Origin of the sequence: Paenibacillus sp. FSL W7-1088 (assembly GCF_037969855.1) — a bacterium.
Taxonomy (GTDB): domain Bacteria; phylum Bacillota; class Bacilli; order Paenibacillales; family Paenibacillaceae; genus Paenibacillus.
This window is the reverse complement of record NZ_CP150216.1, coordinates 2,157,658-2,183,174: the sequence shown is the minus strand read 5'-3', so window position 1 is coordinate 2,183,174 and position 25,517 is coordinate 2,157,658. Positions and strand designations below refer to the sequence as shown.

Here is a 25,517-nt window from a genome sequence, read left to right as displayed (position 1 = left end):
GAGGAATAACAAACATGAAAAAGCACAGGACCTTCAAAATTTTTTATAAGATTGGTTTGGGCTATTTGCTCGTACTCGCAGTACTTGCTGGCTCTATTTTATTAATTCAGAACAGCATCAGCCAGTTACAACGAGAACTGGACTTTCTGGTGGATCATGATATGAAGGTACATGATCTAACCTATGAGATCGAGAATATTATGGTGAACATGGAGACAGGACAACGAGGCTATGTAATTACAGGACAAGAAAGCTATCTGGACCCTTATAACACAGGCGTTCAACAGAAGAATGTGCTCAAGGATCAACTGGCGGTGCTTGTCTCGGATAACCCTGCACAGCTGGCACTTCTTGAAGAAATTTCAGCCAAAACGAATGACTGGATTCAAGTCGCTGGCGAGCCGGTTATTGCACTTCGAAAAGCGAATGATATAGAGGCGATCCGGCAATTTTTTGTGGAAGATCCTGGCAAGAAGGATATGGATGAAATTCGTGGTCTATTGAATACATTTCGCACCAATGAGCTGACGTTGACTGAAAATCGCACTGAAGCGCTAAAGCAAAAGAACAAAATTTTGAACTGGGAGCTATACGGAGCACTTGTCGTTGTAGCCTTGATCTCGATCTTTGCAGCCTTGATTCTGTCCCGTTCCATTGTAAAAAACATCCGTACAGTAATCCGCGCGCTGAATGACATCGGCTCCTCTAATGGCGATCTAACGCTGCGCATTGCCACGCCGATGAAGGATGAAACGCGGGAACTTGCGGAAGCAGCCAATACGATGCTTTTTGGTTTACAGCAGATGATGTTGGACGTGCAAAGCAACGCTACCACCCTGAACGCCGCATCTGACCGGCTGGATAAAGGCGTGTCGGATAGTCATCTGGCTGGAAAGGAAATTGCCGCAGCCATGGAACGTGTTGCCGAAGGCGCAGATGAGCAGGTTGCTCTTACTCAAACCATGGTCGCTGCGATGGAACAATCCCTAACCGGACTCAACCGAGTTGCTGTCTCCGCATCGGAGGCTGCTGAACGCGCTGTACGCACGGAGACCATTGCACTGGATGGACAACAGCGAATTAATAATGCGGTTGGTAAAATGGGAACTATCGAGCAATCCTTCCTTTCCGTCCAGGGAGCCATTCATGAAATATCGAAAATGTCCGATCAAGTCATCAACATTGCCGAGTCCATGTCAGGTATTGCAAGACAAACGAATTTGCTCGCACTCAATGCCGGAATCGAAGCCGCGCGTGCAGGAGAGCATGGCCGCGGATTCGCTGTAGTCGCTGGCGAAATTCGGAATCTCGCAGATCAAAGCGCCACCTCAGCCACAGAAATTACGAGCATTCTGGAGACGGTCGTAGCTGGTGTACAGAGTACCGTTCATGAAGTCGAAGCCAGTACATCTCATGTCAGCGAAGGCTTGCGAACGATTGAAGATGCAGGCCAAGCCTTTGCGAATATTACCCAGCACATTCAAGACCTCAGTGCTGAAATGCTGGATGTATCCGCTGTGGTTGAAGAGCTTACCTCGGGCAGCGAAGCAGTAATGACATCCATTAACGAAGTATCAGCTGTTGTGGAGGACACCGCATCTGCCACGGAGGAAGTATCCGCTATGACCGAGGAGCAGCTTGCATCGTTACAGGAAATGGCGGATACGTCCAAACAGTTAAACGAAATGTCCGATGCACTCGATCAATTGGTAAATCGATTCAAGCTGTCTTGACCCTATGGATCAAATCCAAATAACACAAAGAAGCAGCCCCTTCTCCATGAGAGGATCTGCTTCTTTTTTTCAAAAGGAAAGAAACTTTAACATGAATCTCTTCTAGCCTTGTACCCTATTGGGATCAAGATTGATCCGGATTACGAAGCGCTTCAAGAACAAGCTGTGCATGATAGCCATCGTTGAAATCGTATATTTGGGCAGGTTGGCCCTGAAGACGGGCAATGACGTGTTTGAGTACAGGAAGCTGGCTTAAGGATTCCTCAACTTCGACGGGGACAAGCGGCTCTCCGATGCGTCCACTCCATAGTTGATCCCAGTTTTCCAAAGCAATTGACCCTTCTTTACCGTAAACCACCATGGATACACGCTCTTCACCTGCAAAATGAGCAATCCCATTTAACTGAATTCGGGTTCCATCCTCCAGCTCCATCGCAGCCTGAACTTCATGTTCACATTCACCTGTATTTTGAGGAAATTGAACCTGACTGTTAATCACCCGGATAGCCCCAAACACTTTTTGAATCATATGAATCCAGTGGATTCCCACTTCAAGAATAAATCCACCCTGCTCGCGGCTGGTAATCCAGGCATTTTGCTGCCACGCTCGTGGCCACTGAGGAAATTGCAGAATCAGATCGATTTTGCGAATCTCACCAATCGTTTTCTGCCGGATCAATTTCTGCAGCATCACTACAGATGGTTCATGCGGCATGGAGAAATGGATTGCATGTACTACACCAGCCTTCTCGGCTGCCTCCAGCATTGCTCTGGCTTCCTCCACGCTGTTTGCCAGTGGTTTCTCACAGAATACATGAATCTTGCGCTTCAGTGCCTCCATAACGACGGCATAGTGATATTTAGGCGGGACCGCAATGTACAGCAAATCAACCGCATGTGTTTCGAGTAATTGCATAAAATCCGTGTACATCTTCGTCTCAGGATGAGAGGATGCAAACGAGGTCAAATGTTCCTCACTGGAATCGCATACCGCTACAATCTCTACTTTTTCGGATAGATCTGCCTGTGTTGCCTGATGTATCATATGTAATCCCATTTTGCCTAGTCCAATTACAGCCATTTTTATCATTGTCATTCAACTCACTCCCATCGAATTTCAGTATAACAGAAAGCTTAACATTGCCAATCTTTGCACGGATGTGAAATGGAAAGCACAGGATCTTCATTTGATCTACACAACACAAATTTATCATATTCTATATAAATTTACATTTTATGATACAAATTAAGTTTATAGGTAATTTGTTGCAGGAATATATAACCAATTTATTTTTACTTATGGGACAAGACATTAAGCGGTTACAACTTAAGAATCAGGAATTTATACTCATAAAATCGGTTGACAAAAAACCACAAAAAAAGCTACTCTTCCTATTAACAAGGATTTATTTCCTTTTACACCTTAGACAACGACATATACTCCAAAAACGGAACTTGACCTATGGGTCCAAAAACCTATTTTGTGAAGCGAGGTGTCCCGCATGAGAACAGTTGCGGACTATTTGGCAGAAGCTCTGCGTAATTTAGGCGTTACTCATGTCTTTGGTATTATCGGAAAATCCATCTGTCCTGCTGTCCTGAAAATGGTCGATTACGGTTTGGAATTCATTCCAGGTCGCCATGAATCCAGTTCAGGCTTTGCCGCATCGGGCTATGCCCTCCAAACAGGAAAACTGGGCGTGGCCTTTGCCACCTCTGGTCCGGGCGGAACCAACTTGCTCACCGCCGCAGCCCATGCCAAGGCCAATAATTTGCCCGTCCTGTTTATTACTGGTCATCAATCCATTCAGGAATTGGGAATTCCGCAATGTCAGGACTCCTCTTCCTACTTGGCTGATCTGGCGGAGATGTTCCGTCCTGCCACACTATTCAGCAAGCTGGTGGAGCGCGGTGATCATTTCAGCACCATATTGAACCATGCCCTTTCCATTGCACTCGGTCCCAACAAAGGTCCGGTCCATCTCTGTCTTCCATTTGATGTACAAACCGAACAGCTCACTGACTTTCGGGTTGTCATCCCCGAGCCAGAACCCCTGATTAGCGTGTCCAACCTGAATCGTATCCTCCCCTTACTTCAACAGTCCAGTCACCCTTTAATAATTGCTGGTAAAGGCGTCACTCGCGCCAGAGCCCATGATGAATTGCTTCATTTGGCCGAACATTTCAATATTCCTGTCATTACTTCTCCTGGAGGCAAAGGCGCCATTGCCTGGGATCATCCCCTTTACCATGGGCCTTGCGGTGTTGGCGGCTTCCCTCATGCAGATGAACTACTGAATCAAAGTGACCTCTACATCGTACTCGGCTCACGTCTGAGTGATATGACGATCTGTAATTTGAAGCCTGAAAACCATCCTGCACACCTGATTCAATTCGATGCTGATCCTACATTCGTTGGTAAAATACTTCACGCACAAACCTTACATATCACCGGCGATTTGAAGGACAATCTGCAGTTTTTGCTCGGTACACTGACAGAACAACCTGTCGTTCCAAGAGAAACGACCGCTGTGGATTACTCCGTAGCTCTCCCGGATCTGCCGCGTCTGTCCTTGGCTTCCATCTTGGAAGAAATGAGTGAATTGCTTCCATATGATCATAAGCTGTTTGTGGATGATGGCAGTCATGGGTTTCATGCGGTTCAACGATATAAAGTCAAGAAACCCGGCAGCTTTGTGTTTGACGCCTACTTTGCCTGCATGGGTAATGCCATCGGCATGGCTATTGGGGCCAAGACTGCCGCACCGGAAGAAACCATCGTATGCATTACAGGTGACGGATGCTTCATGATGCTTGGAACCGAGATTAACACCGCTGTGTGCAATAATCTGCCTGTCATCTTCATCGTCGTGAACAATAAACAGCTGGATATGGCACTGAAAGGCATGGAAAAAACGACAGGACGAATCGATGGCACCTTGTACGAGGTTCCCATGGATGCAGCAAAATTTGCGGAGTCTCTCGGTGCGGTTGCTTTCAAGGCGGAAACCCGGGCGGAATTCACCTCTGCTCTCCAGACCGCGCAGAAGCTAAACCAGGTTACTGTCATTGAGCTTCTTACCGATCGGGACGAGATTCCACCCACGGCTCACCGTACCGTGACTTTGAATTAGGAGGAACATAGCATGAGTGAACAAGTGACTCAAGGATTGGAGCGTTTTGCAAAGCTTTCCGGTGAATATGGCGCAAAAGCACTGGCACCCATTAAGGAGCAGTTCCCTGAGCTAGCCGAGTTTATTATGGGAACGGCTTACGGGGATATTTTTCAGCGTACAATCATTACCGATCAATGGAAGGAAGTTGCGATTATCTCCTCACTGATCTCCATGGGACAATATGAGCAGCTGGGAGTTCATTATGCAATGGCACTCAGCGTCGGTGTAACCGTGGATCAGCTCAAAGGAATTCTGCTGCATCTGGCACCGTGTGTTGGTGCTCCACGGATCATCAGTGCATTTAATGTATTGCTCGCTACACTGGATGAAATCCAATAATTCAATCTTCTACATTTTTATACATGATTCGACTTTTTTATTGATCTTATTACATCTCTACCTTTATAATATGGTTAAATTATCCTTCGAATCCGCCTACATCACAGAAGCAGTCAACGAGGGCCTCAAGGCCTATGTCTTGGGTAGCAGGATAGCCTTAACTCATTTAAAGGAGAGAGAACAATCATGGGAAGTTTTATACTGAAAACTGACGTTCCGAGCAAGGTGCTAAACATTGAACTGGAGGGCTCTTTCTCTCAAGAAGACGGTTTACGCTCCATTTCGGCATATCAGGACACAATCGCTTCGATTAATACCAAGGAGTATCAGCTGAACATCGATTGCAAAAAGTTGAATGTTACCGCTCCGGAAATTGTGCCTCTTCTCGAGGGCTGCCTGCAGATGTTCAAAAAAGATGAATATAAAAAAGTGGTGTTGACGCTTGAGAATAATGCCATTCTGAAAATGCAGCTGTCCCGTCTCGGACGGTCTGTCGGACTGGACAATCTTGAAATCATCTCCACAGTTACGACCTAATAAATCAGGCGGACAAGCTGAGGGTTCACCCATCCGCTCAAGAGGAGAATGAAGATGGCTGGAATTCGTATTGTAGATATCGATATCTATCATCCCACGAACAAGGTGGGCAATGACTTTTACATTGAACATTTTGATGCAAGAGGTGTAGATATTCGGGGATTGTTAAAGGCACTTGGACGTGATACACGTTACAAAATTGACAACGATGATGAAAACTCACTAAGCATGGCCTTTGAGGCCGCCAGTAATTTGCTCGAAAAGACCGGACTTACCGGTGCCGATATTGATCTGATTGCTTATGCAAGTCAAACGCCGGAATACATCTTTCCTACGAATTCCTTAATGATTCATCGCCTGATTAACGGGGCATCCCATACGATCTGCATTGACAGCAATGCCAACTGTGCGGGCATGACCGCAGCCTTTGAACAAGTTAGCCGCCAGATGCTGGGCAATCCCAGAATTCGTCGGGCTTTGATTATCGGCTCGGATTACGTCGCTCCTCACGCCAGTCCGGACGATCCAGTATACTTCGCGAACTTCGGAGACGCAGCAGCGGCTGTTATTGTTGAACGGGACGAGCAGGCTGTCGGTTTTATTGACTCGATCTATCAGACCGATACCTGTGTGTACGGCAATTCCCTCTTCCCGGCACAAGGTCTTGCAAAACTGGGCCAAACCGGCGTTGACGCAGGTGCCTTCCATGTCAAATTCATACCGTTTGATGATTCCATCTGTGTAGGTGCAGCTTCTGAATCGATTCGTACTTTGCTGAGTCGTAACGAGATCGGAGCAGACGAAATCAAAGCTGCTTGTTTCTCCCAATTATCCATTGCGAATATACGTGCTGTATCCGAAAACATTGGCATTGGCGAAGATATTGCCGTCTACATTGGAGACGAGTTCGGGTACACCTCAACCAGCAGTCCGTTTATTGCATTGCATCGAGCCATATCATCCGGACAAATTCAGCGTGGTGATAAAGTGCTGTTCTGGACCGTTGGCGCTGGGTGGCAAAATGTTGCCATGGTCGTTGAATACTGAGAGCTTGACACGTAACCCCAAAAAGCAGGGCAGCCTTTTTAAATAAAAAAGGATGGTCCTGTTTTTTATTATTTTATATTTGAAATGATAATTATTACTGGATAACATCGCATTCCCATTCACTCAAAACCAATGAGGAGCATGCTCTGAACGTGCCTTTCATTGCAAAAACCGTTCCCTTGGCAGAGAACGGCAATGAGGTCGATATGTTGTCCCTTTTCAGAAAATCTTCTTCGTCTCCCGATCATCCTTCAGAATCTCGACTGCCTCACGAAAACGCAAGGAATGCACAATCTCCCGTTCCCTCAGAAACTTGAGACTATCCTGCAGATCCACATCATCCGTCAGATCGATTAACCATTGATATGTAGCCCGTGCCTTCTCTTCCGCTGCAATATCCTCGTACAAATCCGCGATAGGATCTCCCTTCGAGGCAATATAGGCTGCTGTAAATGGCACACCCGAAGAATTCGTATAGAACAAAGCAGAATCACGCTGAGCATAGTTTGGCCCAAGCCCCGCTTCTTCCAGCTGCTGCACCGTTGCATCCTTTGTTAGCTTGTAGATCATGGTGGCAATCATCTCAAGGTGAGCAAATTCCTCCGTGCCTATGTCGTTCAACAGCCCGATAATCTTGTCCGGAATTGTATACCGCTGGTTCAAATAACGCAGGGCAGCCGCCAATTCTCCGTCTGCGCCTCCATACTGTTCCGCCAGCAACTTCGCCATATGAGGATCACATTTACTGACCCGAACGGGATATTGCAATTTTTTCTCATACACCCACATGCAGACGCCTCCCTTTTTAAATCAAATCCAACCTGTTACGATCCCTCGAGCTCCCGGCCTGGAATGACTGCAAGGAAACCCGAGGCTGTTATTTCACACTTGCCAAGGCCATGGCGTCTGGGACCATTCCCACGGATACTTGGAGAACGCATGCCCAAAGTTCATCAACGGTCCGTACAATTGCTGAAACTCATGGGCAACCCTCATCCGCTCCTGGCTGAATTTGTTGTATTGCTCAATGCTCTGATAGTCACCCGGGTGGGTGTCCAGATACAGATTCAGCTCAACCAATACAAAATCCAGGGCCTGAAGTTCCTCCAGCAGCTCATAGTATTTTGCATCACAGGCTTTGGGTGCTTCAGGTTCCATCTGCTTCCACCTTCCTTCCCTTCGAGCTCGCAGGTGTATACGGACTGTATAAAGCAGGCCACAACGTTCCAATTCTTAAGGCTTCTGCGGGACTGTACTGCGGCCAGCCCATCGGCTGAAATGGGATAAACAATTGCGGAGGAACCAGGTACGTGCGAATCGTCTTCGGTGGACATGGATCAAACGGGCCCACAAAAGGGGCGTAAGCACGAAGCTGCGGATCTGACACAGAACAACGCCTCCTTCATCTTTGATTTGGTACATTTAACATCCCATCATTACAAGCTTTCATTTCCCGTCTCTATAACCATATGTCGCTGTCCCCAAGTTAATCCCATATTTAGCTGAACGCAAAAAAAGACCTTCGAACGACTCACCCCGCTGGGCAGTCTCCGAAGGTCACTTCATTGGATATGGGGACCATATGTATTGATGATTATTTCATCAAAACTCAGTCCATGTTACGTTCACGATCACCATCCTGCGAGGAGGCTGGTTCCTGTTCTCCTAATTCCACCTTATTTTCGTCAGCAGCAGGTCGCTTATATACCTTCACTCGAGTAATTCGGAGACGGGTGGACTCTTCCACTTCAAAGACATAACCGTTTTGCTCCCGTGTTTTACCTTTGACCGCGCTGCCTTCCAATTCCTTGAACAGCCAGCCGCCAATCGTATCGACTTCCTCATCTTCAATGACAGCTCCGGTCCATTCATGGACCTCTTCAATCAGGGAACGACCATCGATAGAAAAGGCTTCTCCACTGCGCTCCATATGGGGACGTTCATCCTCGAACTCATCATACAGATCGCCAACGATCTCTTCCAAAATCTCTTCCGCAGTCAGCAAGCCGGCTGTACCGCCATATTCGTCAACTACCAGTGTCATCTGGGAGTGCTTTTTCTGCATCAGACGAAGTACATGACTGATCTCCATCGATTCAGGAACATTCAGAATCGGACGAACAAGCGCAGCCAGATCATGCTGCTGGTCTGGTTCAGCGAGAAGCAAATCGGTAATGTGGATAAATCCGATAATCTCATCCTTATCCTCAACAGCCACAGGGTAACGGGAATGCTTCGTTGCATTAATAATTTTCAGGTTTTCTTCCAGCGACATATGAGTATACAGACAGTCCATATCCGTACGTGGCAGCATAATTTCACGTGCCAGCATGTCCGAGAAATCAAAGATGTTATCCATCAGTTTGATTTCATCCTTGTCGATGACACCACTCTTCGCACTTTGCTTCATCAAAATGCGAAGCTCATCTTCCGAATGAGCCTCCCCTTCGCTGGCGGGTTCAATGCCTGCCAAGCGCAGCAGTGCATTGGCTGACGCGTTCAGTACCCAGATGAATGGGAAGAAAATTTTATAAAATAACAGCAACGGTGCCGATAGCAGCAAAGCCACTCCGTCTGTTTTTTGAATCGCCAGAGATTTGGGCGCAAGCTCACCCAGCACAATGTGCAAAAACGTAATGATACAGAAACCGATGATGACCGATACCGTGGATATAAGTCCTGTATCCGTTACACCAAGCTTGAACATCAGAGGCTCGACCAGCAATTCGGAAATGGCTGGTTCACCGAGCCAACCAAGCCCCAGTGATGTCAGCGTGATTCCGAACTGGGTTGCCGATAGATAGGCATCCAATTTACCATTCACCTTCAGTGCATAACCAGCCAACTTATTCCCTTCACTCTGTAATTGAGTGAGGCGTGTTTGTCTAACTTTGACCAGAGAAAATTCCGCTGCGACAAATACGCCATTCAAAAATACGAGCAGAAACACACAGACCAGATTAAATATCAACTGCCCGAGATGAAATTCGGTATGAATACCCAAGTCGAAACTCCCCTTTTTGATCTATTTCAGGAATACACCTGGAATATCAACGTGTAATTGCTTTTCTCGATTTGAAATCCACACCTTTATAATACATATCTGCCACCAGCAGATTTGGACCGCAGCAAGAAGCAGCATCACAATGGCAGTTCACTGTCTGATTCAAGGGATGTTCCGCTGACCACTCATGGAATACATCATCCAGCTTCCGGTCACGGATGTTGCCAAACGCCGGGATGTCAGCAAAATCGGTAACATACACGTTCCCGGTGAACATGTTGACGTTGACGCGGTTACGACCGTCGGGATCATTACGAACCGTCACTTTAGGCTCGCTGTATAGCCGGTTAATCAGTTCGCGATCCTGCTCTGCTGCACTGCATGCGAAGAACGGAAGTGTACCAAACAGCATCCACATATCCTTGTCACGCACATCCAACAAACGGTGAATAGCCGTTCTCATATGATCAAGGGAAAGCACTGGCAGCGAAGAAGCAAAATTCGAATTATACATCGGATGCACTTCGTGACGCACACAGCCCATCTCACGGATCAATTGATGAATGCCCTCTAGCTTGTCATGGGTACGGAAATTAATCATGGACTCCGCAGAGATAAACATGCCTGCTTCACTGAGTTTTTGGGAATTTTCAATCATTTTCTCATACATCTTCACCGCGACTTCCCGCTTCACCGGTCTACCACTGTTGGCAAACCCGACTTGGTGAAAGTCATCGGCATTCAAATAATTGAATGAGATATGCATAACATCCAGATAAGGCAGAAGCTGCTCGTAGCGACGGTAATCCAGGGTCAGATTCGAGTTGATCTGGGAACGAATGCCCCGTTCCTTGGCATATTTGAGGAGCGGAATGATCATCTCATCCACAGTCTTCTGGCTGAAGCTCGGCTCACCGCCCGTCAGACTGATGGTCTGAAGGTGCTCCACCTCATCCAGCCTTTTAAGCATCAAAGGCAGCGGAAGCGCTGGTGCTTCACGCATCGTTAACATATCTCCTACCGCACAATGCTCACAGCGCATATTGCACAGATGAGTCACGGTCATTTCTACACTGGTCAGCACATGGCGTCCATATGTACGCAAAGAGCCGATCGGATCCCAAGGATCATTAGTCGGCGATAAAGGCATCGGCTCTACCGATCCTGAGTTTAGCATGGTCATTGTTCTTCACCTTATTCCTTTTATTAACCTAAAAAGTTTTATTTACAACATACCCCGTCTTCATCTTTTGGAGTTATCTTTAATCATAGCACAATTTCCTGTACTCTGGCATGAGCATGCTCTGTCCATTACATGACAAAAAACGCCCGCGTAATATCGGGCCAGCTCGGCCACGATATTACGATATGAGCGTTGATCTATGCTCCATTAGACGTCAGGATATCAAAATAATTCGCCACGCGCTGAAGCTGGCGTAGCGTCTTCCACACCTTCAACACCTGTAATCATAACAGACAACGCTGTGGACAGATCGATCTCGTAGGGTGCACTTAATGTCTGGCCGTAAGCATCCTTGAGCACACGAATGCGTGGTCGTTGCGGAACGCGGGGATGGATTTCTGCAACAACGCCGATCTCCCCCGTACTTAGCGTTACGGAAATACCTAAAGGATAAATAGCTACACAGTCACGGAACCTCTCCAGCATTCGCTGTTCATAAAGTGTCCCTGAACCCGTGTATAATACTTCTACAGCTTGATGTGGCAGCAAGGCCTGTTTATACACCCGATTGGTTGTCATCGCATCATACGAATCGGCAAGAGCCAGCCATTTGGCATACTCATGAATCTCTTTGTCTTTCAAGCCAAAAGGATAGCCGCTGCCATCAATCCGTTCATGGTGCTGTAATGCGCAATGGGCAGCAAGGAGCGGTATACCCGGTTCGTCTTTGAGAATACGATGTCCATATGTAGTATGCTGCTGTATGATTTTAAATTCCTCATCGCTTAATTTGGCAGGCTTGTGCAAAATCTCTGGAGCGATCTGCGTTTTACCGATATCATGCAACAGAGCTCCAAGTCCAATCTCCATTAACTGCTGCCGAGTATAGCCCGATGCCACACCAAGAACCAGCGTATACACACATACATTGAGAGAATGATTATATAGGTCAAAATCACTGGCGTTCATATCCATCAGCATAATCATTGCTTCCTTCTGACTGCCAATGTCCTCCAGAATCGTATTCATTATCCCGCTAAGTGCTTTTCCGAAGTGTGGGATCCGGCTTTTGGTTTTGAGACCCGACATACTCTGAAACTGCTGTTTGATCTCTACTAGCGCTCTGCGCCTGGTCTCTTCCTGCAGCATATCCGGAATAATGATATCCTCTGTTGCTGCATCAGATATATACACATATCCAATCCCCAGATCCTTCAGACGTCCAATCAACCGACTGGTCAGCTCTACTCCCTCACTGAGCAGAACCAAACCCTCTTCACTATAAATTCGTTTCCCCAGCTTCATGCCAGGCTGCAATAGGTTTATATGTACTAAACGCACAGCCTATCCTCTCCCGCTCCGTAGATGTAATTTCCACTAGCCGCCGCTTCAGCAGAAGGCAAGTACTTGTTAGATTTCGTGCCAACGGGATCGCAGGCTGTCGTCCAGCGCCCCTGGCCTTTTTAATTCCGTTTCAAGCAGGTCACGTATGAATTCAGGAAGTCGATACGATGTATCCGTTCCAAGAGCAAGAGACGGATAACCTACGTTAAACGTAAACATGTCGAGTGTTCCTACCACATATTCATGTTCATCAAGAATCGGCTCGCCCTCAATATATATGGCACGGATTTTCTCGTATGGAGGCGAATGGGGATCATACTCCACATCCATTCCATCCATGCACAATGTTCCTAAAATATCCCCGCGGAATCCAAACCCGATAATCGGTTTACGCGAAAACTCTGACAACAGGGACTGCTCCAGAGCCTCCCGAATCTGAACTCCATTCAAGCATATTGTACAGGCATTAATGGGAGATGGACATAGGGAATGTAACATTCCCTTTGTATTATTCCCCTGGGGAAGATCTCCAAGAAGCTGCCCGGCGTTAACAAGAGACAACTTTGCCCCAGTGAACTGACGAACAGCCTGGGCAAGCAATGACGCAAACGGAGACTCATGATCGTAATCAATGGTCAGCGTCCTGTCCGTAATCACGGCTGTTTGACCAAGCGCACGCTCAGCTTCAGTCCGGTGTGTGTCTATAGCCAGCGATACGCTCTCTTCGAGCAACATGTTCTGGACTGGAACACAGCCGCTGCTCACTAATGTAAGTTCGTTCGCTTCATATTCCCACTCCAGTACCACCTTACCAAGCCACTGACCAAACTTGCCTGCCGCTCCAAGCACCGTCTGACCAATGACTAAGGGTTCTTCCAGTACATGATGTGTATGTCCACCCAGAATGACATCGATGCCCTGGATCTGTTCGGCCAATCTGCGATCTGTGGAAAGCCCCAGATGGGACAAGATAACGACTACATCCACCTGAGCACGCAGAGCTTCAACCTGCTCACGCAGCGTCTCTACCGGGTCCAATACATCCCAACCCAGCAATTCATAAAACGCGGTAAAGGGTGCTGTAGCACCAAGCAGACCAATGCGAAATGGCCCCTTCTCCAAAACGAGAGAGGATTTCATCCAGACTGGTGGCAGGCCTGTAGCCTGGTCTACCACATTTCCACATACAACAGGACACAGAAGTCCAGAGTAAGACTGCGCCAGTTGTTCGGGTGTAAAAGTTAGTCCTTCGTTGTTCCCGATCGTTATCGCATCGTAACCGGTCAGGTTAATGACATCCACGTTGGCTGCCCCGAGGGTACCCTCCGTCTCCACAGCCATCCGGTCCATATGATCTCCGATATCCACGACCAGAAATTCCCCAGCCTGTTCCCTCTCATGTCCGATCATGGCGGCGATGGAGCTCATGGAGCCAAAATGACTATGGATGTCATTGGTGTGTAATATCGTTAATGTTTGCGTCTTCTTGGTGCTCATCACACCGCCTCCCTCTTATCGTTTATAACGTACATTCCTCTAATGGACAAGCATAACATTTTCCGCGTCGTTATGATATATTTATAGGGTTTAGAGATTAAAAAGAGGTGAGTTATTCCCATGAAATTAACAATTCAACTATTTGCAGGCATCGCTGAACGTTTGGGCACATCCCTGCTTGAATATGATTACCCCGGAACAGATCCGACTCCAGTGGAATTAAAAGAAAAACTGAGCCTTGCTTACCCTGAAGCGGCTGCTCAAATACGTGTTTCTTTTCTGGCAGTAAACCAGCAGTATGCTTCTGCCGATATTATAATTAAGGCTCAGGATGAACTCGCCTTAATTCCCCCTGTGTCAGGAGGAGAGGGTACCCATTTGAATGGTGACGGACATCGCTCAGCCCATCCTGAGCATCGTACGGATGACGGATTATTCCTGATCACCCAGTCCCCACTGTCCGTGGAAGCTACAACGAAGCTCGTCATCACAGCAAACCATGGAGCAGCACTAACCTTTGTTGGGACCACCCGTGAAATGACCGGACAGCAACGAACGGTTCATCTTGAATATGAGGCCTATGTACCTATGGCACTTTCTCAGATGGCAGCGATCGGTAGGGAAATCAATGAGCGCTGGCCAGGCGTAAAATGTGCGATTAGCCATCGGATTGGGAAGGTCGACGTAGCAGAGATCAGCGTTGTTATTGCTGTTTCCTCTCCCCATCGCAGTGACTGTTACGATGCAAGCCGTTACGCGATCGAAAGACTCAAACAGACTGTCCCCATCTGGAAAAAAGAAATATGGGAAGATGGTTCCGAATGGAAAGGTCATCAACTAGGACCCTGGAACCCCACAGACAACTAAATAACTAGTCATTCGACCTGTTGAACAGGTGACGAAATTAGTAAATAAGTCGTTGTCAACCCATTTTTTTCTTGTTATTATAATGACATGTGTCGATATTAGTCGAGGAAAAGGTGGTTTATACGTGAGAGTGCATGTTACTGATCTTAAAACTGGCGACCTGTTAAAAAATGATGTGTACAACAGTTCGGGTCTCCACATGCTGATGAAAGGTTCCACACTCAGCGACGATGATATTGCCAAGCTGCTGCAGCATGGAATCGATTATGCAGATGTAGAGCATACAACATCTGACCTACACTCTGATGCACAAACCTTACCTTCCGATCAAACCCGTCTGTTAACTAACCTGTTTAACGATACGATCAAAGGTACAGAATCTCTGTTTGAACAAGCGATGGAGAAGGGTTTTATTGATGAGACTCAGGTCGATGAGATTTTGATGACCCTAACAGGACAGCTTGAAAAACAAAAGGACGTTGTCTCCCTGCTGCTGATGCTTGACGGGGATAACGACTACACCTACAACCATTCCTTACAAGTCGGAATGCTCGCTTTTTATATCGCCAGCTGGATGGGATATAACCCTGAGGAATGTCTAACCGTAGCCAAAGCAGGATATCTTCACGATATCGGTAAATCCAAGATTCCTTCTGAAATGTTACATAAGCCGGGCAAGTTAACGCCCGAAGAATTCGAAGAAATGAAGAAACATACGTTATATGGTTATGAGATTGTCAAAGAGTCCACTCAGGACGAGATTCTTGCAACCGTTGCCCTTCAACATCATGAGCGTGAAGATGGAAGTGGCTACCCTTACGGACTGAAAGGTGACGAGATTCATCCATTTGCCCGTATAACGGCTGTAGCCGATGTGTACAGCGCGATGACGACCACGCGGGTGTATCAAACCAAGCAGGAGCTAATCTCCGTGCTATGCGAGTTGTACAGCCTCAGCTTCGGTCAGTTGAATGCTGAAGTTACGCAGGAACTCATTAAACATATGCTACCCAATTTTATTGGCAAAAGGGTTCTGCTCACGACTGGCGAAACCGGTCTGATTGTCCTGAACAACCCTGCGGATTATTTCCGCCCACTCGTTCAGACCTCTACAGCCTTCATCGATTTAGCGAAGGAAAGAGATGTAGCTATCGTTGAAATTTATATCCAGTAAGATTAGCATTCAGTTCAATGCGCAGCAGGCGTTAGAGGAACCATACTCAAGAACACATTTTTACACTTTTACATGGTATGCACGTAAAAAAGGGAAGCCGATAAGGCTTCCCTTTTGGTATTTCATTTCGCTCATATGAGTTTAAACGCAGAAGGCTTTTGTGATGATAACCAACAGAATGAACAGTACCAAGATCGCACCTGTGTTGGTGAACATATTGTATCCGCCTACGCCGCCTACGTTGCCACCACAGCCATATCCAACCTCGCTCATGTGATTGCCTCCTCTTCATCAGGTATACCCTAACATATGATATTTGCGTTTGGTTGAACCGGGCGAACTGGCAACATTCAATAAATGGTTGTCTGCCTGCTTTTTCCTAAATCAAGCTTCGCGCATACTCCTGATCTGTTCATTAATTTGAGGAACCGGAAGAGATCTTTATGCCCTTCTCCTTGCGATACATGATGACAAGCATTCTCCAAAAATCATAACTGCCCGTATCGTTCATTATATAGGGTTGGTAATAATGATAAGCTTCCTCTGCCCAGGACGGACAAGCCATACTGGAAATGCTTTTCTGCTGCTGTATCCAGGCCGACTGGGATTCCAGCATCTTCTCCATTGCTGTTAACCGCTCTCTTTCCTCCGTCGTCATTGGGGTCCCCTCCTGTTCTTCAACCGTTGAACTATATTCAGATTGCAAGTAGATTCCTGGATCAACAACACCATTCTCGCTAGCTGTGTATCCATACGAAGGGGAGCTCGTTTTGCGAACCTCATAATGCACATGCGGGCCCGTGCTTTCCCCTGTGCTTCCCTGGTTGCCAAGAAGCTGCCCTTGTTTCACTTGTTGTCCAACTTTTACTGCAATTCGGGAAAGGTGAGCGTAACAATGCAAGTAGCCCCTGTGATCCTGTACCGCTACCGTAAGCCCGTAACCCCCAAATCCTGAGCCTGTAGCCCCTTCTGCGGCAAAACGTACAGTCCCGTCCATAAATGCATGTATGGGCCCATTCCATGGCTCTGTGACGAGATCGATGCCACGATGAAATGTATGTCCGCCAGAAATAGGATGAATTCGGTAGCCAAATGAACTTGTAATCCGATATCCCTTGAACGGATTTATGCTCATGTGTTCACATCCTTTTCTATCATTAGATGCTTAAATCTAGTAAATGGCTTGTGCTATTGATCTTATTTTATTACAAAAAAGAACCGCTCAGAATGTTATTGGTCCAAACCCTGCGGTCTTTTCCAATAATGCATATTCCAAGCGGTGCTATAGATTATAGACAAGTTACAATAAATCTGTTCTCTATCGTTCTAAACTCAAAATTAAGGTTGGACACGCTTATAAATAACTCCAAGCTGATCAATCTCCTGGTCGGCTCTTCCATAAAACCCGGCAATATACCATCCCGCAGGCGCGTCCAAAATGATCTGCTCTGAAGTCTTCTGACCCCCTGCAATTTTATTACCCAGATTGGTCATTAATTCAAGGTGAAAGATTCGTTTATCTCCATTTCGTGTCCCCTGACTGATCGTTGCTCGTGTTACATATTCACCATTAGCGAGATTCAGTGTGGAAGTATTGGATTTTCCTCCATGGGTCAGACTCGTTCCATCCCGATACAATGTCGTAATACCGTCAACACGGTTGCCTGTGTCCAGTACAATTGAGTCAGGCTGCACATCAGGGATGCGGTCCAAGTCATTAAACCCAGTCCCGCCTACCCCTCCTATGGTAGAACTGAGTCGATATTCAGGGGAAACATTGTATACAAAATTCGCTGTAATCGGAAAATGATCGGAAAGTTGATTTCCAGACGGATCAACGAATTTTTGATCCTCCACACGATAACTTGCGGCATTCAACGTTAAAGCTTTGCTTCCACGATATAAAATTTTGTCAACAATTTCATAACTGGGGCCATTGACGTTGCCAGAATCCATGAGGGCATCTCCGTCTGCAGGAATGCTTCCACCCCGAAAGAGATCAATCCACGGATCATGCAATCCATTATCCGTCAGCAGCATCTCGATGTTGTCCGAAGCGCGGGTATAACGAGTATTCGTATCGCCGAATACAATGACCGCATTACCTTCAGAGTTCTTTTTTATGTAATCGGACAGCTGTTTGATGTTATCACGTCTGGCCTCAAGCGATTTATCATCATCACCTGCATCTGCATGCAGATTATATACATCCACTTTCACGTTAGGTGCAATCTCATAGGTTGCTGCGGTGAAGCCTTTGGGCGTCAGCTCATCACTCCCATTGTCAAACAGGCCGGAGCGCTTATTCCAGGTAACCCTTTTCAAATCACGGAACGGATACCGGGATAAACTGTTCAACCCGCTTCCGAAGCCCGCAACCCCGCTAGTTTGAGTCAAATAAGGCAGGGTCACTTGCGAAATTAATTGATTATGGTAATTAAAATCCTCCTGCACATTAATGATATCATAATCGTTCAGCTTGGGGGAAATCTGCTCCGTATACTCTTGGGGCTTGGAACTGGAAACGAAACTGGGGAGACCTCCTACATTATAACTTAGAATATTGAACGAACCAGAGAACACTCCGTCCTCAGCAGCATGTGCAGCAGGGGAATACAGGGGTAATATGCTGAATGTAACCAATGCTGACAATAATAAGGCCTTTGTTCTTTTCCCTACTCGTTGTCTCATCAAACTATCCCTCCTCATATTTAATTCCATTTAAATATATGTAATAAGTGTTACGGGAAAATAAATCAAATGTATAATTATGTATTCTGAATCATTTCATCTTCGTATACACAAGCAGCTGCTCCGCACAACAAAAAAAGACCGAGGGAAAATCCCTCGATCTTTTTTTTGCAGCGGTATTAACCGATACTGCCTTCCATTTCGAACTTGATCAATCTGTTCATCTCTACCGCATATTCCATCGGCAGTTCCTTCGTGAACGGTTCAATAAAGCCCATGATGATCATCTGTGTTGCTTCTGCATCAGTCAAACCACGGCTCATCAGGTAGAAGAGCTGATCTTCAGACACTTTGGATACTGTAGCTTCATGCTCCAGCATGATGTTATCATTCATGATTTCATTGTAAGGAATCGTATCAGATGTGGACTCATTATCCAAAATGAGCGTATCACATTTGATATTGGATTTTGCACCTTCCGCTTGGCGACCAAAGGAAGCCAGACCACGGTAGGTTACTTTACCACCATGTTTACTGATCGACTTGGATACAATGGTTGATGTTGTATCTGGAGCCAAGTGAATCATTTTCGCGCCTGCATCCTGATGCTGATTTTTACCAGCTACAGCGATGGACAGAACCGAACCTTTAGCTCCGCGGCCTTTCAGTACAACGGCTGGATATTTCATCGTCAGTTTGGAACCGATGTTGCCATCGACCCATTCCATCGTTGCATTTTCTTCAGCAACCGCACGTTTCGTAACCAGGTTGTAGATGTTTGGTGCCCAGTTTTGAATCGTTGTGTAACGAACACGGGCATTTTTCTTACAGATAATCTCAACGACCGCACTGTGCAGTGAGTTCGTGCTGTAGATCGGAGCTGTACAGCCCTCTACATAGTGAACGAAGCTGTCTTCGTCCGCAATGATGAGTGTACGCTCGAATTGTCCCATATTTTCGGAGTTAATCCGGAAATAAGCTTGCAGAGGCACTTCACATTTCACGCCTTTAGGTACGTAGATGAAGCTTCCTCCGGACCATACGGCACTGTTCAAAGCAGCAAATTTGTTATCTGCTGGTGGAATAACCGTTGCGAAATATTCACGCAGGATTTCCGGATGCTCTCTAAGTGCAGTATCCGTATCCATGAAGATTACGCCCTGATCTTCCAATTCTTTTTGCATGTTGTGGTATACAACCTCGGACTCATACTGAGCCGATACACCTGCGAGGAACTTTTGTTCCGCTTCAGGGATACCCAGTTTATCAAAAGTTTCCTTGATTTCGGAAGGAACCTCTTCCCATGTTTTCCCTTGTTTTTCAGAAGGACGAACATAGTACTGAATATCATTGAAATCCAATCCGTCAAGATCTCCGCCCCATTTAGGCATCGGCATTTTTTCGAATTGTTTCAGGGATTTCAAACGGAATTCCAACATCCACTCCGGTTCGTTCTTGATTTTGGAAATTTCGGTAACGACTTCTGCAGTCAGACCTTTACCGGTTTGAAAGATGGATTTGTGTTCATCGCGAAAACCATATTTATACTCTTCCATTTCTGGTGCTTTTTTAGCCATCTTGCTCTACCTCCCTATCGTTATTGTACATTGTCCTCTTCGTCAATTCCTTTGCGTAGTGCATTCCAGGCCAATGTGGCACATTTGATGCGTGCAGGGAACTTGTTCACACCGGATAGGGCTTCGAGATCTTCATAATCGTCGAAATCGACTTCTTCCCCTTTCATCAGTGAGGAAAAACGGTTAGCCATGTCGAGTGCCTGATCCATCGTTTTGCCTTTGACTGCCTCGGTCATCATTGATGCCGAGGACATGCTGATGGAACAACCTTCCCCCGTATACTTGGCCTCCTGAACGATTCCGTCTTTCAGCAAAAGTTGCAGTGAAATCCGGTCGCCGCACGTTGGATTGTTCAAATTCACCGTGACAGCTTCATTATCAAACGTTCCGCGGTTCCGCGGATTTTTGTAGTGGTCCATTATGACACGCCGGTACAGATCATCAAGTTGCATCGCCAAAATACTCCTTTGTCTGGATTAAGGCGCTGACAAGCCGGTCCACATCTTGTTCGTTATTGTATAGATAGAAACTGGCACGAGCTGTTGAACTGACTTCCAGCCAGCGCATCAGCGGTTGGCAGCAGTGGTGTCCTGCACGAATGGCTACGCCACTCGCATCCAGCACAGTTGCCACATCATGCGGGTGTACATCACCGAGGTTAAATGTAACCACTCCGACATGACGCTTGGCTGGTCCATAAATGGTCAGTCCGTCAATCTCGGCCATACGTTCCGTTGCATAAGCTGCCAGCACACTTTCATGATGAGCAATCTCATCCATGCCAATCTGCTCCAGGAAATCGATAGCTGCACCCAATCCTACCGCACCTGCGATAATCGGTGTTCCGCCTTCGAATTTCCAAGGAAGCTCTTTCCAATTGGATTCATAGAGACCAACATCATCAATCATTTCACCGCCGAACTCAACCGGCTCCATGGACTCCAGCAGCGCCTTTTTGCCGTAAAGTGCACCGATCCCGGTTGGTCCGCACATCTTATGGCCGGATAATGCGTAGAAATCACAGTCCAGATCCTGCACATCCACCTTCATATGTGGTGTGCTCTGTGCGCCATCCACAACGATGACAGCACCTTTGCGGTGTGCAATCTCAGCGATTTGTTTTACCGGATGAACAACACCCATAACATTGGATACATAAGCGATTGCTACAATTTTGGTATTGTTCGTAATCGTCTTCTCCACATCAGCCAAATCGATGTTGCCATCCGGCTGAAGCGGAATGTATTTCAATGTTGCTCCTGTTTCCTTGGCGACCTGCTGCCATGGAATCAGATTGCTATGATGTTCCATCTGCGTAATAACAATTTCGTCGCCTTCTTTGCAGACTGCGCGTCCGTAGGACGAAGCCACCAAATTCAAAGCAGTCGTAGTCCCACGGGTGAAAATGATCTCCTGTGTACGCCGGGCGTTGATAAACTTGGCAACCTTCTCGCGTGCGCCTTCATAAGCATCCGTTGCACGGCTTCCAAGCGTATGAACACCACGATGCACATTGGAGTTCTCATATTCATAATAATGTTTAATCGCTTCGATTACAGCCAGCGGCTTCTGGGAAGTCGCTGCGTTATCTAGGTATACAAGCGGGTGTCCGTTGATTTCCTGGTGGAGGATCGGGAACTGCTCGCGGATAGCCGGGTTCATTGTCCCAGTTTCCGTTCGATGAGAGACTGCAATTGGGTACGCAGTGCTTCCAGAGGAATATCCGCCACCACCGGAGCCAGGAAGCCGTAAATGATCAGGCGTTCCGCATCCGTACGGTTAATCCCGCGCGACATCAAGTAATGAATTTGCTCCACATTGACTTGACCTACAGAAGCCGCGTGACCTGCTGTTACATCATCCTCATCAATGAGAAGGATTGGGTTGGCGTCTCCACGCGCTTTCGGGCTCAGCATCAGTACTTTCTCTGTTTGCTGACCGTCCGCTTTGGTAGCGCCTTTCTCAATCTTCGTAATTCCGTTAATAATTGCAGAAGCCTCTTCACGCATAACTGCACGTGTAATCATCTGGCTTGGCGTGTTTTTGCCGAAGTGACGAGCTTCTGTTGTGTAGTTCAGTTTCTGGGAACCGGAACCTACTGCAATCACTTTGGAATCGGAGCTTGAGCCATTTCCTTTAAGAACCGTCATCGTGTTGCTTGCAGTATCACCGTTGTTCATCTCACCAACGATCCACTCGATCGAACCGTCATTCTCCACCACTGCACGGCGGAAAGATACGTCAGTAACATTCGTGCTCAGTTGGTGAACCGAAGCGAAACGAACTTTGGCACCAGCTTTCACGAATACTTCCACAACACCGTTATGGAATACAGGTGAAGACAGTTCGCCAGATACATAGTTATCCACATAAGTAACGGAGCTGTTGGACTCAGCAATGACAAGCACGTGCGGTGCAAACGTTGCAGTAGCATCATCTGTGAGCAGTACCGCTTGCAGCGGAACTTCAATCTCTACGTTTTTCGGAACATAGAGGAATACCCCACCGTTCCAAAGTGCTGCATGCAGTGCAGCAAGGGAATGCTCATCTGCTTTTACAGCTGTATTCAGATAAGGTTTTACCAGATCACTATGTTCGCGAACTGCTGTCGCCAGATCTGTGAAGATAACTCCTTTTGCTGCAAGATCCGCAGACAACTTGGAATATACCGCACCGGAATTACGCTGGATAACCAGACTGCCTTCCGCTTGGTCCTTAACCAGATCTTTAATGGAAGCTGGTACTTCCTCAAGGGAAGCAATCGCTTCACTAGCTTTGTATGTGCCGTACTCGCTGACATTCCAGCGTTCGATTTTTTGTTTTTCCAGTTTGGGAAGCGCAAGCCCACTTGCAAGCTTAAGGGCTTCGAGCCGCTGCTCGGTCAACCAGCCGGGTTCATTGTTGCTCTCCGACAAGGCGCGAAGCGCTTCAGATTCAACCGGAAGAATTGTTTGTGTAGTCATTGATTATCCTCCTCCGTTTTGTCTTTACGCTTCTTGACCTACAGTTTCATCTGTAATTCCCAGCTCTTCCTTAACCCAGTCATATCCTTCAGCTTCCAGACGGTGAGCCAGTTCAGGTCCGCCAGACTTCACGATACGACCTTGCATCATTACGTGTACATAGTCAGGAGTAATGTAGTTCAACAGGCGTTGGTAGTGAGTGATGATCAGGAATCCGCGATCTTCGCTCTTCATTGCGTTTACACCGTTTGCCACGATTTTCAGAGCATCGATATCCAGACCGGAGTCAATTTCATCGAGTACTACAATTTTTGGATCAAGCAGCATCATTTGCAAAATCTCGTTCCGTTTTTTCTCACCACCGGAGAAACCTTCGTTCAGGTAACGGTGAGCAAACTCAGGATTCATGTCGAGTTCTTTCATTTTACCTTCCATTTGGCGAATGAACTTGATCAAAGAGATCTCGTTGCCTTCACCACGACGTGCGTTGATTGCGCTGCGCAGGAAGTCAGAATTCGTTACACCAGCAATTTCACTTGGGTATTGCATAGCCAGGAACAGACCTGCACGAGCACGCTCGTCTACAGCCATATCCAGTACATCTTCACCATCAAGTGTAATCGTACCTTCTGTTACTTCATATTTAGGGTGCCCCATAAGTGCAGAAGCCAGAGTTGATTTACCAGTTCCGTTCGGACCCATGATTGCGTGGATTTCTCCACCTTTCATTTCCAGGTTGATGCCTTTTAGGATTTCCTTACCTTCGATCGTCGCTTTCAGACCTTCAATGACGAAATTCGTAGCCATGTGTATTGTTTCCCTCCATTGATTAAATTGATGTTTACTGTCGAAAACGAAAAAGCACCTATTAATATCTGAACAGGGCTTCCCCTGAATTTCTCCTGTACTCCAATCTCCAAAGCAAGAATCACTTTAGAATAATTCTAAACTGATTCTCAATGATTATCAAGTCATTTCCTAAGAACTCTTGTCCCTTACAGGAAACATTATTCTATCTGATTCTATAATAAAAGCAAGATTGAATCAAATGACAAAACTTCTTCGTCATAAATAGACAGTGAGAAAAATCACAGGGATTCAATCTTTTATCCAATCTGCTCCTCTCAACCGAAAAAGGACCTATCCATATCATGGACAAGTCCTTCCGATAAATAACATTACATTTTGAGCGTCTCGTTAATCTTCTGTACCTGTTCGTCAAAATCCGCAACGTCCACCACCGGCGTCATTTCGCACGGCACCGAACCATTCGGAATGGAAATCCATGAACGGCATCCGTTGTATTCAGGTAATACGGGAATCTCCATCGGTTCTTTCAAACGGTACACTCGGAGTATCAATACATGGAGTGGATCTTTGCGTTTCCACTTTAGGCGGTCTTCGGCAAAATCCGCAGTCCACATATGAAAGTCAAGAAGTCGATCCAGCATCTCCTGATCTCTGATCTCCAAATCTTGTGTCACTTCAGCATACGCTGTGAGACCGATCGTCGAAGCTTCAGGCACCCAGTCGGCCAGTGATTCCTCAACATAGAAATGATCAGAGGACTTTATCAGTTCTTTACGCTGATGTTCATAAGTCGGATACAGATAGAACGCTGGACTTTTCAACTCAAAACGTCGGGTTTCCTCCACAATCCCGCCTTTGCGCATCACCATAATCTGGCGACCCGTTTCCAGTGCTTTGATTGCGGAGGCCCATTCTTTTAATGCGGGTACAGTTGTGCCTATCATAAGTTCTCCCCCCGAAGTCAGTCTTGTCAGCAGTATAGACGCTGGGCGCTATCCTGACAACGTGAAAGTTAGGGTGGAGTCAATGTATGTTTTATAAGGCAGCAAACTCGGTAAGTGAAGGTGGAATCAGCCCAAGAAAGAGCGAAGCATCCACATATGTTTCTCCAGATCAGCCTTGAAGCCTGTCAGCATATCGGATGTTGGTTGATCTTCCGCAGCTTCTGCCACTTCAATACCTTCTTGGTACTCGTTCGATAATGTAGCAAAATCCTCGATCAGATTCTGTACCATTGTGTTGGCATCTTCGCCACCAGCGGCCTCTTGAATGGAGGACAACTCCAGATATTCTTTCATTGTAGCTGCAGGGCTGCCTTTGAGGGTAAGAATGCGTTCAGCGATTTCATCCATTTGTACAGTCACTTCGTTGTAGAATTCTTCGAATTTCACGTGCAGTGTAAAAAAGTTAGGTCCTTTTACATACCAGTGATAGTTATGGATTTTAACATACAGGACGTTCAGGTTCGCCACCTGACGATTAAGTACTTGTTCCACCGATTTTGCTTGATTTGTTTTGTTTTTTGTAGCCATCTTAATCCCATCCTTTTATTATAAAATTAGTCTGACATTCACT

General features: G+C 46.5%; 25 protein-coding genes. 7 read left to right on the top strand and 18 right to left on the bottom strand.

Annotated elements, in window-relative coordinates:
• Positions 1 to 14: 14 nt before the first annotated feature.
• Entirely contained in the window at positions 15 to 1,733 is a 1,719-nt protein-coding gene (locus tag MKY42_RS10095; RefSeq protein WP_339850731.1) for a methyl-accepting chemotaxis protein, read from the top strand.
• Between the two features lie 124 nt (positions 1,734 to 1,857).
• On the opposite strand, the gene MKY42_RS10090 is transcribed toward MKY42_RS10095, so the two are convergent.
• Positions 1,858 to 2,829 carry a Gfo/Idh/MocA family oxidoreductase gene (locus MKY42_RS10090; RefSeq protein WP_090895365.1) on the bottom strand — a complete coding sequence of 324 codons (972 nt, stop codon included), beginning with the start codon at positions 2,827 to 2,829 and terminating at the stop codon, positions 1,858 to 1,860.
• Between the two features lie 406 nt (positions 2,830 to 3,235).
• Between MKY42_RS10090 and MKY42_RS10085 the strand changes: the two genes are divergently transcribed.
• The 4 genes from MKY42_RS10085 to MKY42_RS10070 all read left to right on the top strand — a co-directional run bounded on the left by MKY42_RS10085 (position 3,236) and on the right by MKY42_RS10070 (position 6,832).
• The gene (locus MKY42_RS10085) at positions 3,236 to 4,867 is read left to right on the top strand and encodes a thiamine pyrophosphate-binding protein (protein WP_090895362.1); all 1,632 of its coding nucleotides are present in this window, start codon (positions 3,236 to 3,238) and stop codon (positions 4,865 to 4,867) included.
• A gap of 12 nt (positions 4,868 to 4,879) precedes the next feature.
• The gene (locus tag MKY42_RS10080; RefSeq protein ID WP_090895360.1) at positions 4,880 to 5,248 is read left to right on the top strand and encodes a carboxymuconolactone decarboxylase family protein; all 369 of its coding nucleotides are present in this window, start codon (positions 4,880 to 4,882) and stop codon (positions 5,246 to 5,248) included.
• 186 nt (positions 5,249 to 5,434) lie between these two features.
• Entirely contained in the window at positions 5,435 to 5,785 is a 351-nt protein-coding gene (locus MKY42_RS10075; protein ID WP_090895358.1) for a hypothetical protein, read from the top strand.
• 54 nt (positions 5,786 to 5,839) lie between these two features.
• Positions 5,840 to 6,832 (top strand): 3-oxoacyl-[acyl-carrier-protein] synthase III C-terminal domain-containing protein, encoded by a 993-nt coding sequence (locus MKY42_RS10070; RefSeq protein WP_090895356.1) that lies wholly within the window; start codon positions 5,840 to 5,842, stop codon positions 6,830 to 6,832.
• 219 nt (positions 6,833 to 7,051) lie between these two features.
• Here the strand turns inward: MKY42_RS10070 and MKY42_RS10065 are convergent, their stop codons facing one another.
• The 7 genes from MKY42_RS10065 to MKY42_RS10035 all read right to left on the bottom strand — a co-directional run bounded on the left by MKY42_RS10065 (position 7,052) and on the right by MKY42_RS10035 (position 13,860).
• On the bottom strand, positions 7,052 to 7,621 hold the full coding sequence (locus tag MKY42_RS10065) for a manganese catalase family protein (protein ID WP_090895354.1): 570 nt from the start codon (positions 7,619 to 7,621) through the stop codon (positions 7,052 to 7,054).
• Positions 7,622 to 7,714: 93 nt separating this feature from the next.
• On the bottom strand, positions 7,715 to 7,990 hold the full coding sequence (locus MKY42_RS10060; protein WP_063564297.1) for a spore coat protein CotJB: 276 nt from the start codon (positions 7,988 to 7,990) through the stop codon (positions 7,715 to 7,717).
• Entirely contained in the window at positions 7,980 to 8,219 is a 240-nt protein-coding gene (locus tag MKY42_RS10055; protein ID WP_063564296.1) for a spore coat associated protein CotJA, read from the bottom strand. The genes MKY42_RS10060 and MKY42_RS10055 overlap by 11 nt, the downstream gene beginning before the upstream one ends.
• A gap of 222 nt (positions 8,220 to 8,441) precedes the next feature.
• The gene (locus tag MKY42_RS10050) at positions 8,442 to 9,836 is read right to left on the bottom strand and encodes a hemolysin family protein (protein ID WP_339850719.1); all 1,395 of its coding nucleotides are present in this window, start codon (positions 9,834 to 9,836) and stop codon (positions 8,442 to 8,444) included.
• Positions 9,837 to 9,882: 46 nt separating this feature from the next.
• Positions 9,883 to 11,019: a radical SAM/CxCxxxxC motif protein YfkAB gene (yfkAB, locus tag MKY42_RS10045; RefSeq protein WP_090895350.1), complete on the bottom strand. Its 1,137-nt coding sequence runs from the start codon at positions 11,017 to 11,019 to the stop codon at positions 9,883 to 9,885.
• Positions 11,020 to 11,241: 222 nt separating this feature from the next.
• The gene (locus MKY42_RS10040) at positions 11,242 to 12,360 is read right to left on the bottom strand and encodes an HD-GYP domain-containing protein (RefSeq protein ID WP_090895348.1); all 1,119 of its coding nucleotides are present in this window, start codon (positions 12,358 to 12,360) and stop codon (positions 11,242 to 11,244) included.
• Positions 12,361 to 12,429: 69 nt separating this feature from the next.
• Positions 12,430 to 13,860 (bottom strand): bifunctional UDP-sugar hydrolase/5'-nucleotidase, encoded by a 1,431-nt coding sequence (locus MKY42_RS10035; protein WP_339850716.1) that lies wholly within the window; start codon positions 13,858 to 13,860, stop codon positions 12,430 to 12,432.
• A gap of 120 nt (positions 13,861 to 13,980) precedes the next feature.
• Here MKY42_RS10035 and MKY42_RS10030 point away from each other — a divergent pair, with 120 nt between their 5' ends.
• Positions 13,981 to 14,727, top strand: a complete 747-nt coding sequence (locus MKY42_RS10030; RefSeq protein ID WP_339850714.1) for a molybdenum cofactor biosynthesis protein MoaE — start codon at positions 13,981 to 13,983, stop codon at positions 14,725 to 14,727.
• 124 nt (positions 14,728 to 14,851) lie between these two features.
• Entirely contained in the window at positions 14,852 to 15,901 is a 1,050-nt protein-coding gene (locus MKY42_RS10025; RefSeq protein WP_179265290.1) for an HD-GYP domain-containing protein, read from the top strand.
• Between the two features lie 141 nt (positions 15,902 to 16,042).
• Here the strand turns inward: MKY42_RS10025 and MKY42_RS10020 are convergent, their stop codons facing one another.
• The 10 genes from MKY42_RS10020 to MKY42_RS09975 all read right to left on the bottom strand — a co-directional run bounded on the left by MKY42_RS10020 (position 16,043) and on the right by MKY42_RS09975 (position 25,474).
• Positions 16,043 to 16,174 carry a YjcZ family sporulation protein gene (locus tag MKY42_RS10020; RefSeq protein ID WP_208642727.1) on the bottom strand — a complete coding sequence of 44 codons (132 nt, stop codon included), beginning with the start codon at positions 16,172 to 16,174 and terminating at the stop codon, positions 16,043 to 16,045.
• A gap of 142 nt (positions 16,175 to 16,316) precedes the next feature.
• Entirely contained in the window at positions 16,317 to 17,036 is a 720-nt protein-coding gene (locus tag MKY42_RS10015; RefSeq protein WP_090895341.1) for a M23 family metallopeptidase, read from the bottom strand.
• Between the two features lie 203 nt (positions 17,037 to 17,239).
• The gene (locus tag MKY42_RS10010; RefSeq protein WP_339850711.1) at positions 17,240 to 18,592 is read right to left on the bottom strand and encodes a jacalin-like lectin; all 1,353 of its coding nucleotides are present in this window, start codon (positions 18,590 to 18,592) and stop codon (positions 17,240 to 17,242) included.
• A 179-nt stretch (positions 18,593 to 18,771) separates the two neighbouring features.
• The gene (gene sufB / locus MKY42_RS10005; protein ID WP_062319997.1) at positions 18,772 to 20,169 is read right to left on the bottom strand and encodes a Fe-S cluster assembly protein SufB; all 1,398 of its coding nucleotides are present in this window, start codon (positions 20,167 to 20,169) and stop codon (positions 18,772 to 18,774) included.
• Positions 20,170 to 20,189: 20 nt separating this feature from the next.
• Positions 20,190 to 20,621 (bottom strand): Fe-S cluster assembly sulfur transfer protein SufU, encoded by a 432-nt coding sequence (gene sufU, locus MKY42_RS10000; RefSeq protein WP_063564289.1) that lies wholly within the window; start codon positions 20,619 to 20,621, stop codon positions 20,190 to 20,192.
• Positions 20,611 to 21,831, bottom strand: coding sequence for a cysteine desulfurase (locus MKY42_RS09995; RefSeq protein ID WP_090895337.1), 1,221 nt, complete (start codon positions 21,829 to 21,831; stop codon positions 20,611 to 20,613). Before MKY42_RS09995 ends, sufU begins: the two co-directional genes overlap by 11 nt.
• Positions 21,828 to 23,132: a Fe-S cluster assembly protein SufD gene (sufD, locus tag MKY42_RS09990; protein ID WP_090895334.1), complete on the bottom strand. Its 1,305-nt coding sequence runs from the start codon at positions 23,130 to 23,132 to the stop codon at positions 21,828 to 21,830. Before sufD ends, MKY42_RS09995 begins: the two co-directional genes overlap by 4 nt.
• A gap of 24 nt (positions 23,133 to 23,156) precedes the next feature.
• Positions 23,157 to 23,939, bottom strand: a complete 783-nt coding sequence (gene sufC / locus MKY42_RS09985; protein WP_090895331.1) for a Fe-S cluster assembly ATPase SufC — start codon at positions 23,937 to 23,939, stop codon at positions 23,157 to 23,159.
• 371 nt (positions 23,940 to 24,310) lie between these two features.
• The gene (locus MKY42_RS09980; protein ID WP_339850705.1) at positions 24,311 to 24,886 is read right to left on the bottom strand and encodes a DUF1802 family protein; all 576 of its coding nucleotides are present in this window, start codon (positions 24,884 to 24,886) and stop codon (positions 24,311 to 24,313) included.
• 126 nt (positions 24,887 to 25,012) lie between these two features.
• Positions 25,013 to 25,474 (bottom strand): Dps family protein, encoded by a 462-nt coding sequence (locus tag MKY42_RS09975; protein ID WP_079345979.1) that lies wholly within the window; start codon positions 25,472 to 25,474, stop codon positions 25,013 to 25,015.
• Between the last annotated feature and the right edge of the window lie 43 nt (positions 25,475 to 25,517).

Excerpts from the sequence above, each read along its gene's own strand:
- MKY42_RS10095 (WP_339850731.1), top strand. The coding sequence starts at position 15 with ATGAAAAAGCACAGGACCTTCAAAATTTTTTATAAGATTGGTTTGGGC.
- MKY42_RS10090 (WP_090895365.1), bottom strand. The coding sequence starts at position 2,829 with ATGACAATGATAAAAATGGCTGTAATTGGACTAGGCAAAATGGGATTA.
- MKY42_RS10085 (WP_090895362.1), top strand. The coding sequence starts at position 3,236 with ATGAGAACAGTTGCGGACTATTTGGCAGAAGCTCTGCGTAATTTAGGC.
- MKY42_RS10080 (WP_090895360.1), top strand. The coding sequence starts at position 4,880 with ATGAGTGAACAAGTGACTCAAGGATTGGAGCGTTTTGCAAAGCTTTCC.
- MKY42_RS10075 (WP_090895358.1), top strand. The coding sequence starts at position 5,435 with ATGGGAAGTTTTATACTGAAAACTGACGTTCCGAGCAAGGTGCTAAAC.
- MKY42_RS10070 (WP_090895356.1), top strand. The coding sequence starts at position 5,840 with ATGGCTGGAATTCGTATTGTAGATATCGATATCTATCATCCCACGAAC.
- MKY42_RS10065 (WP_090895354.1), bottom strand. The coding sequence starts at position 7,621 with ATGTGGGTGTATGAGAAAAAATTGCAATATCCCGTTCGGGTCAGTAAA.
- MKY42_RS10060 (WP_063564297.1), bottom strand. The coding sequence starts at position 7,990 with ATGGAACCTGAAGCACCCAAAGCCTGTGATGCAAAATACTATGAGCTG.
- yfkAB (WP_090895350.1), bottom strand. The coding sequence starts at position 11,019 with ATGACCATGCTAAACTCAGGATCGGTAGAGCCGATGCCTTTATCGCCG.
- MKY42_RS10035 (WP_339850716.1), bottom strand. The coding sequence starts at position 13,860 with ATGAGCACCAAGAAGACGCAAACATTAACGATATTACACACCAATGAC.
- MKY42_RS10030 (WP_339850714.1), top strand. The coding sequence starts at position 13,981 with ATGAAATTAACAATTCAACTATTTGCAGGCATCGCTGAACGTTTGGGC.
- MKY42_RS10020 (WP_208642727.1), bottom strand. The coding sequence starts at position 16,174 with ATGAGCGAGGTTGGATATGGCTGTGGTGGCAACGTAGGCGGCGTAGGC.
- MKY42_RS10015 (WP_090895341.1), bottom strand. The coding sequence starts at position 17,036 with ATGAGCATAAATCCGTTCAAGGGATATCGGATTACAAGTTCATTTGGC.
- MKY42_RS10010 (WP_339850711.1), bottom strand. The coding sequence starts at position 18,592 with ATGAGACAACGAGTAGGGAAAAGAACAAAGGCCTTATTATTGTCAGCA.
- sufB (WP_062319997.1), bottom strand. The coding sequence starts at position 20,169 with ATGGCTAAAAAAGCACCAGAAATGGAAGAGTATAAATATGGTTTTCGC.
- sufU (WP_063564289.1), bottom strand. The coding sequence starts at position 20,621 with ATGCAACTTGATGATCTGTACCGGCGTGTCATAATGGACCACTACAAA.
- MKY42_RS09995 (WP_090895337.1), bottom strand. The coding sequence starts at position 21,831 with ATGAACCCGGCTATCCGCGAGCAGTTCCCGATCCTCCACCAGGAAATC.
- sufD (WP_090895334.1), bottom strand. The coding sequence starts at position 23,132 with ATGACTACACAAACAATTCTTCCGGTTGAATCTGAAGCGCTTCGCGCC.
- sufC (WP_090895331.1), bottom strand. The coding sequence starts at position 23,939 with ATGGCTACGAATTTCGTCATTGAAGGTCTGAAAGCGACGATCGAAGGT.
- MKY42_RS09980 (WP_339850705.1), bottom strand. The coding sequence starts at position 24,886 with ATGATAGGCACAACTGTACCCGCATTAAAAGAATGGGCCTCCGCAATC.
- MKY42_RS09975 (WP_079345979.1), bottom strand. The coding sequence starts at position 25,474 with ATGGCTACAAAAAACAAAACAAATCAAGCAAAATCGGTGGAACAAGTA.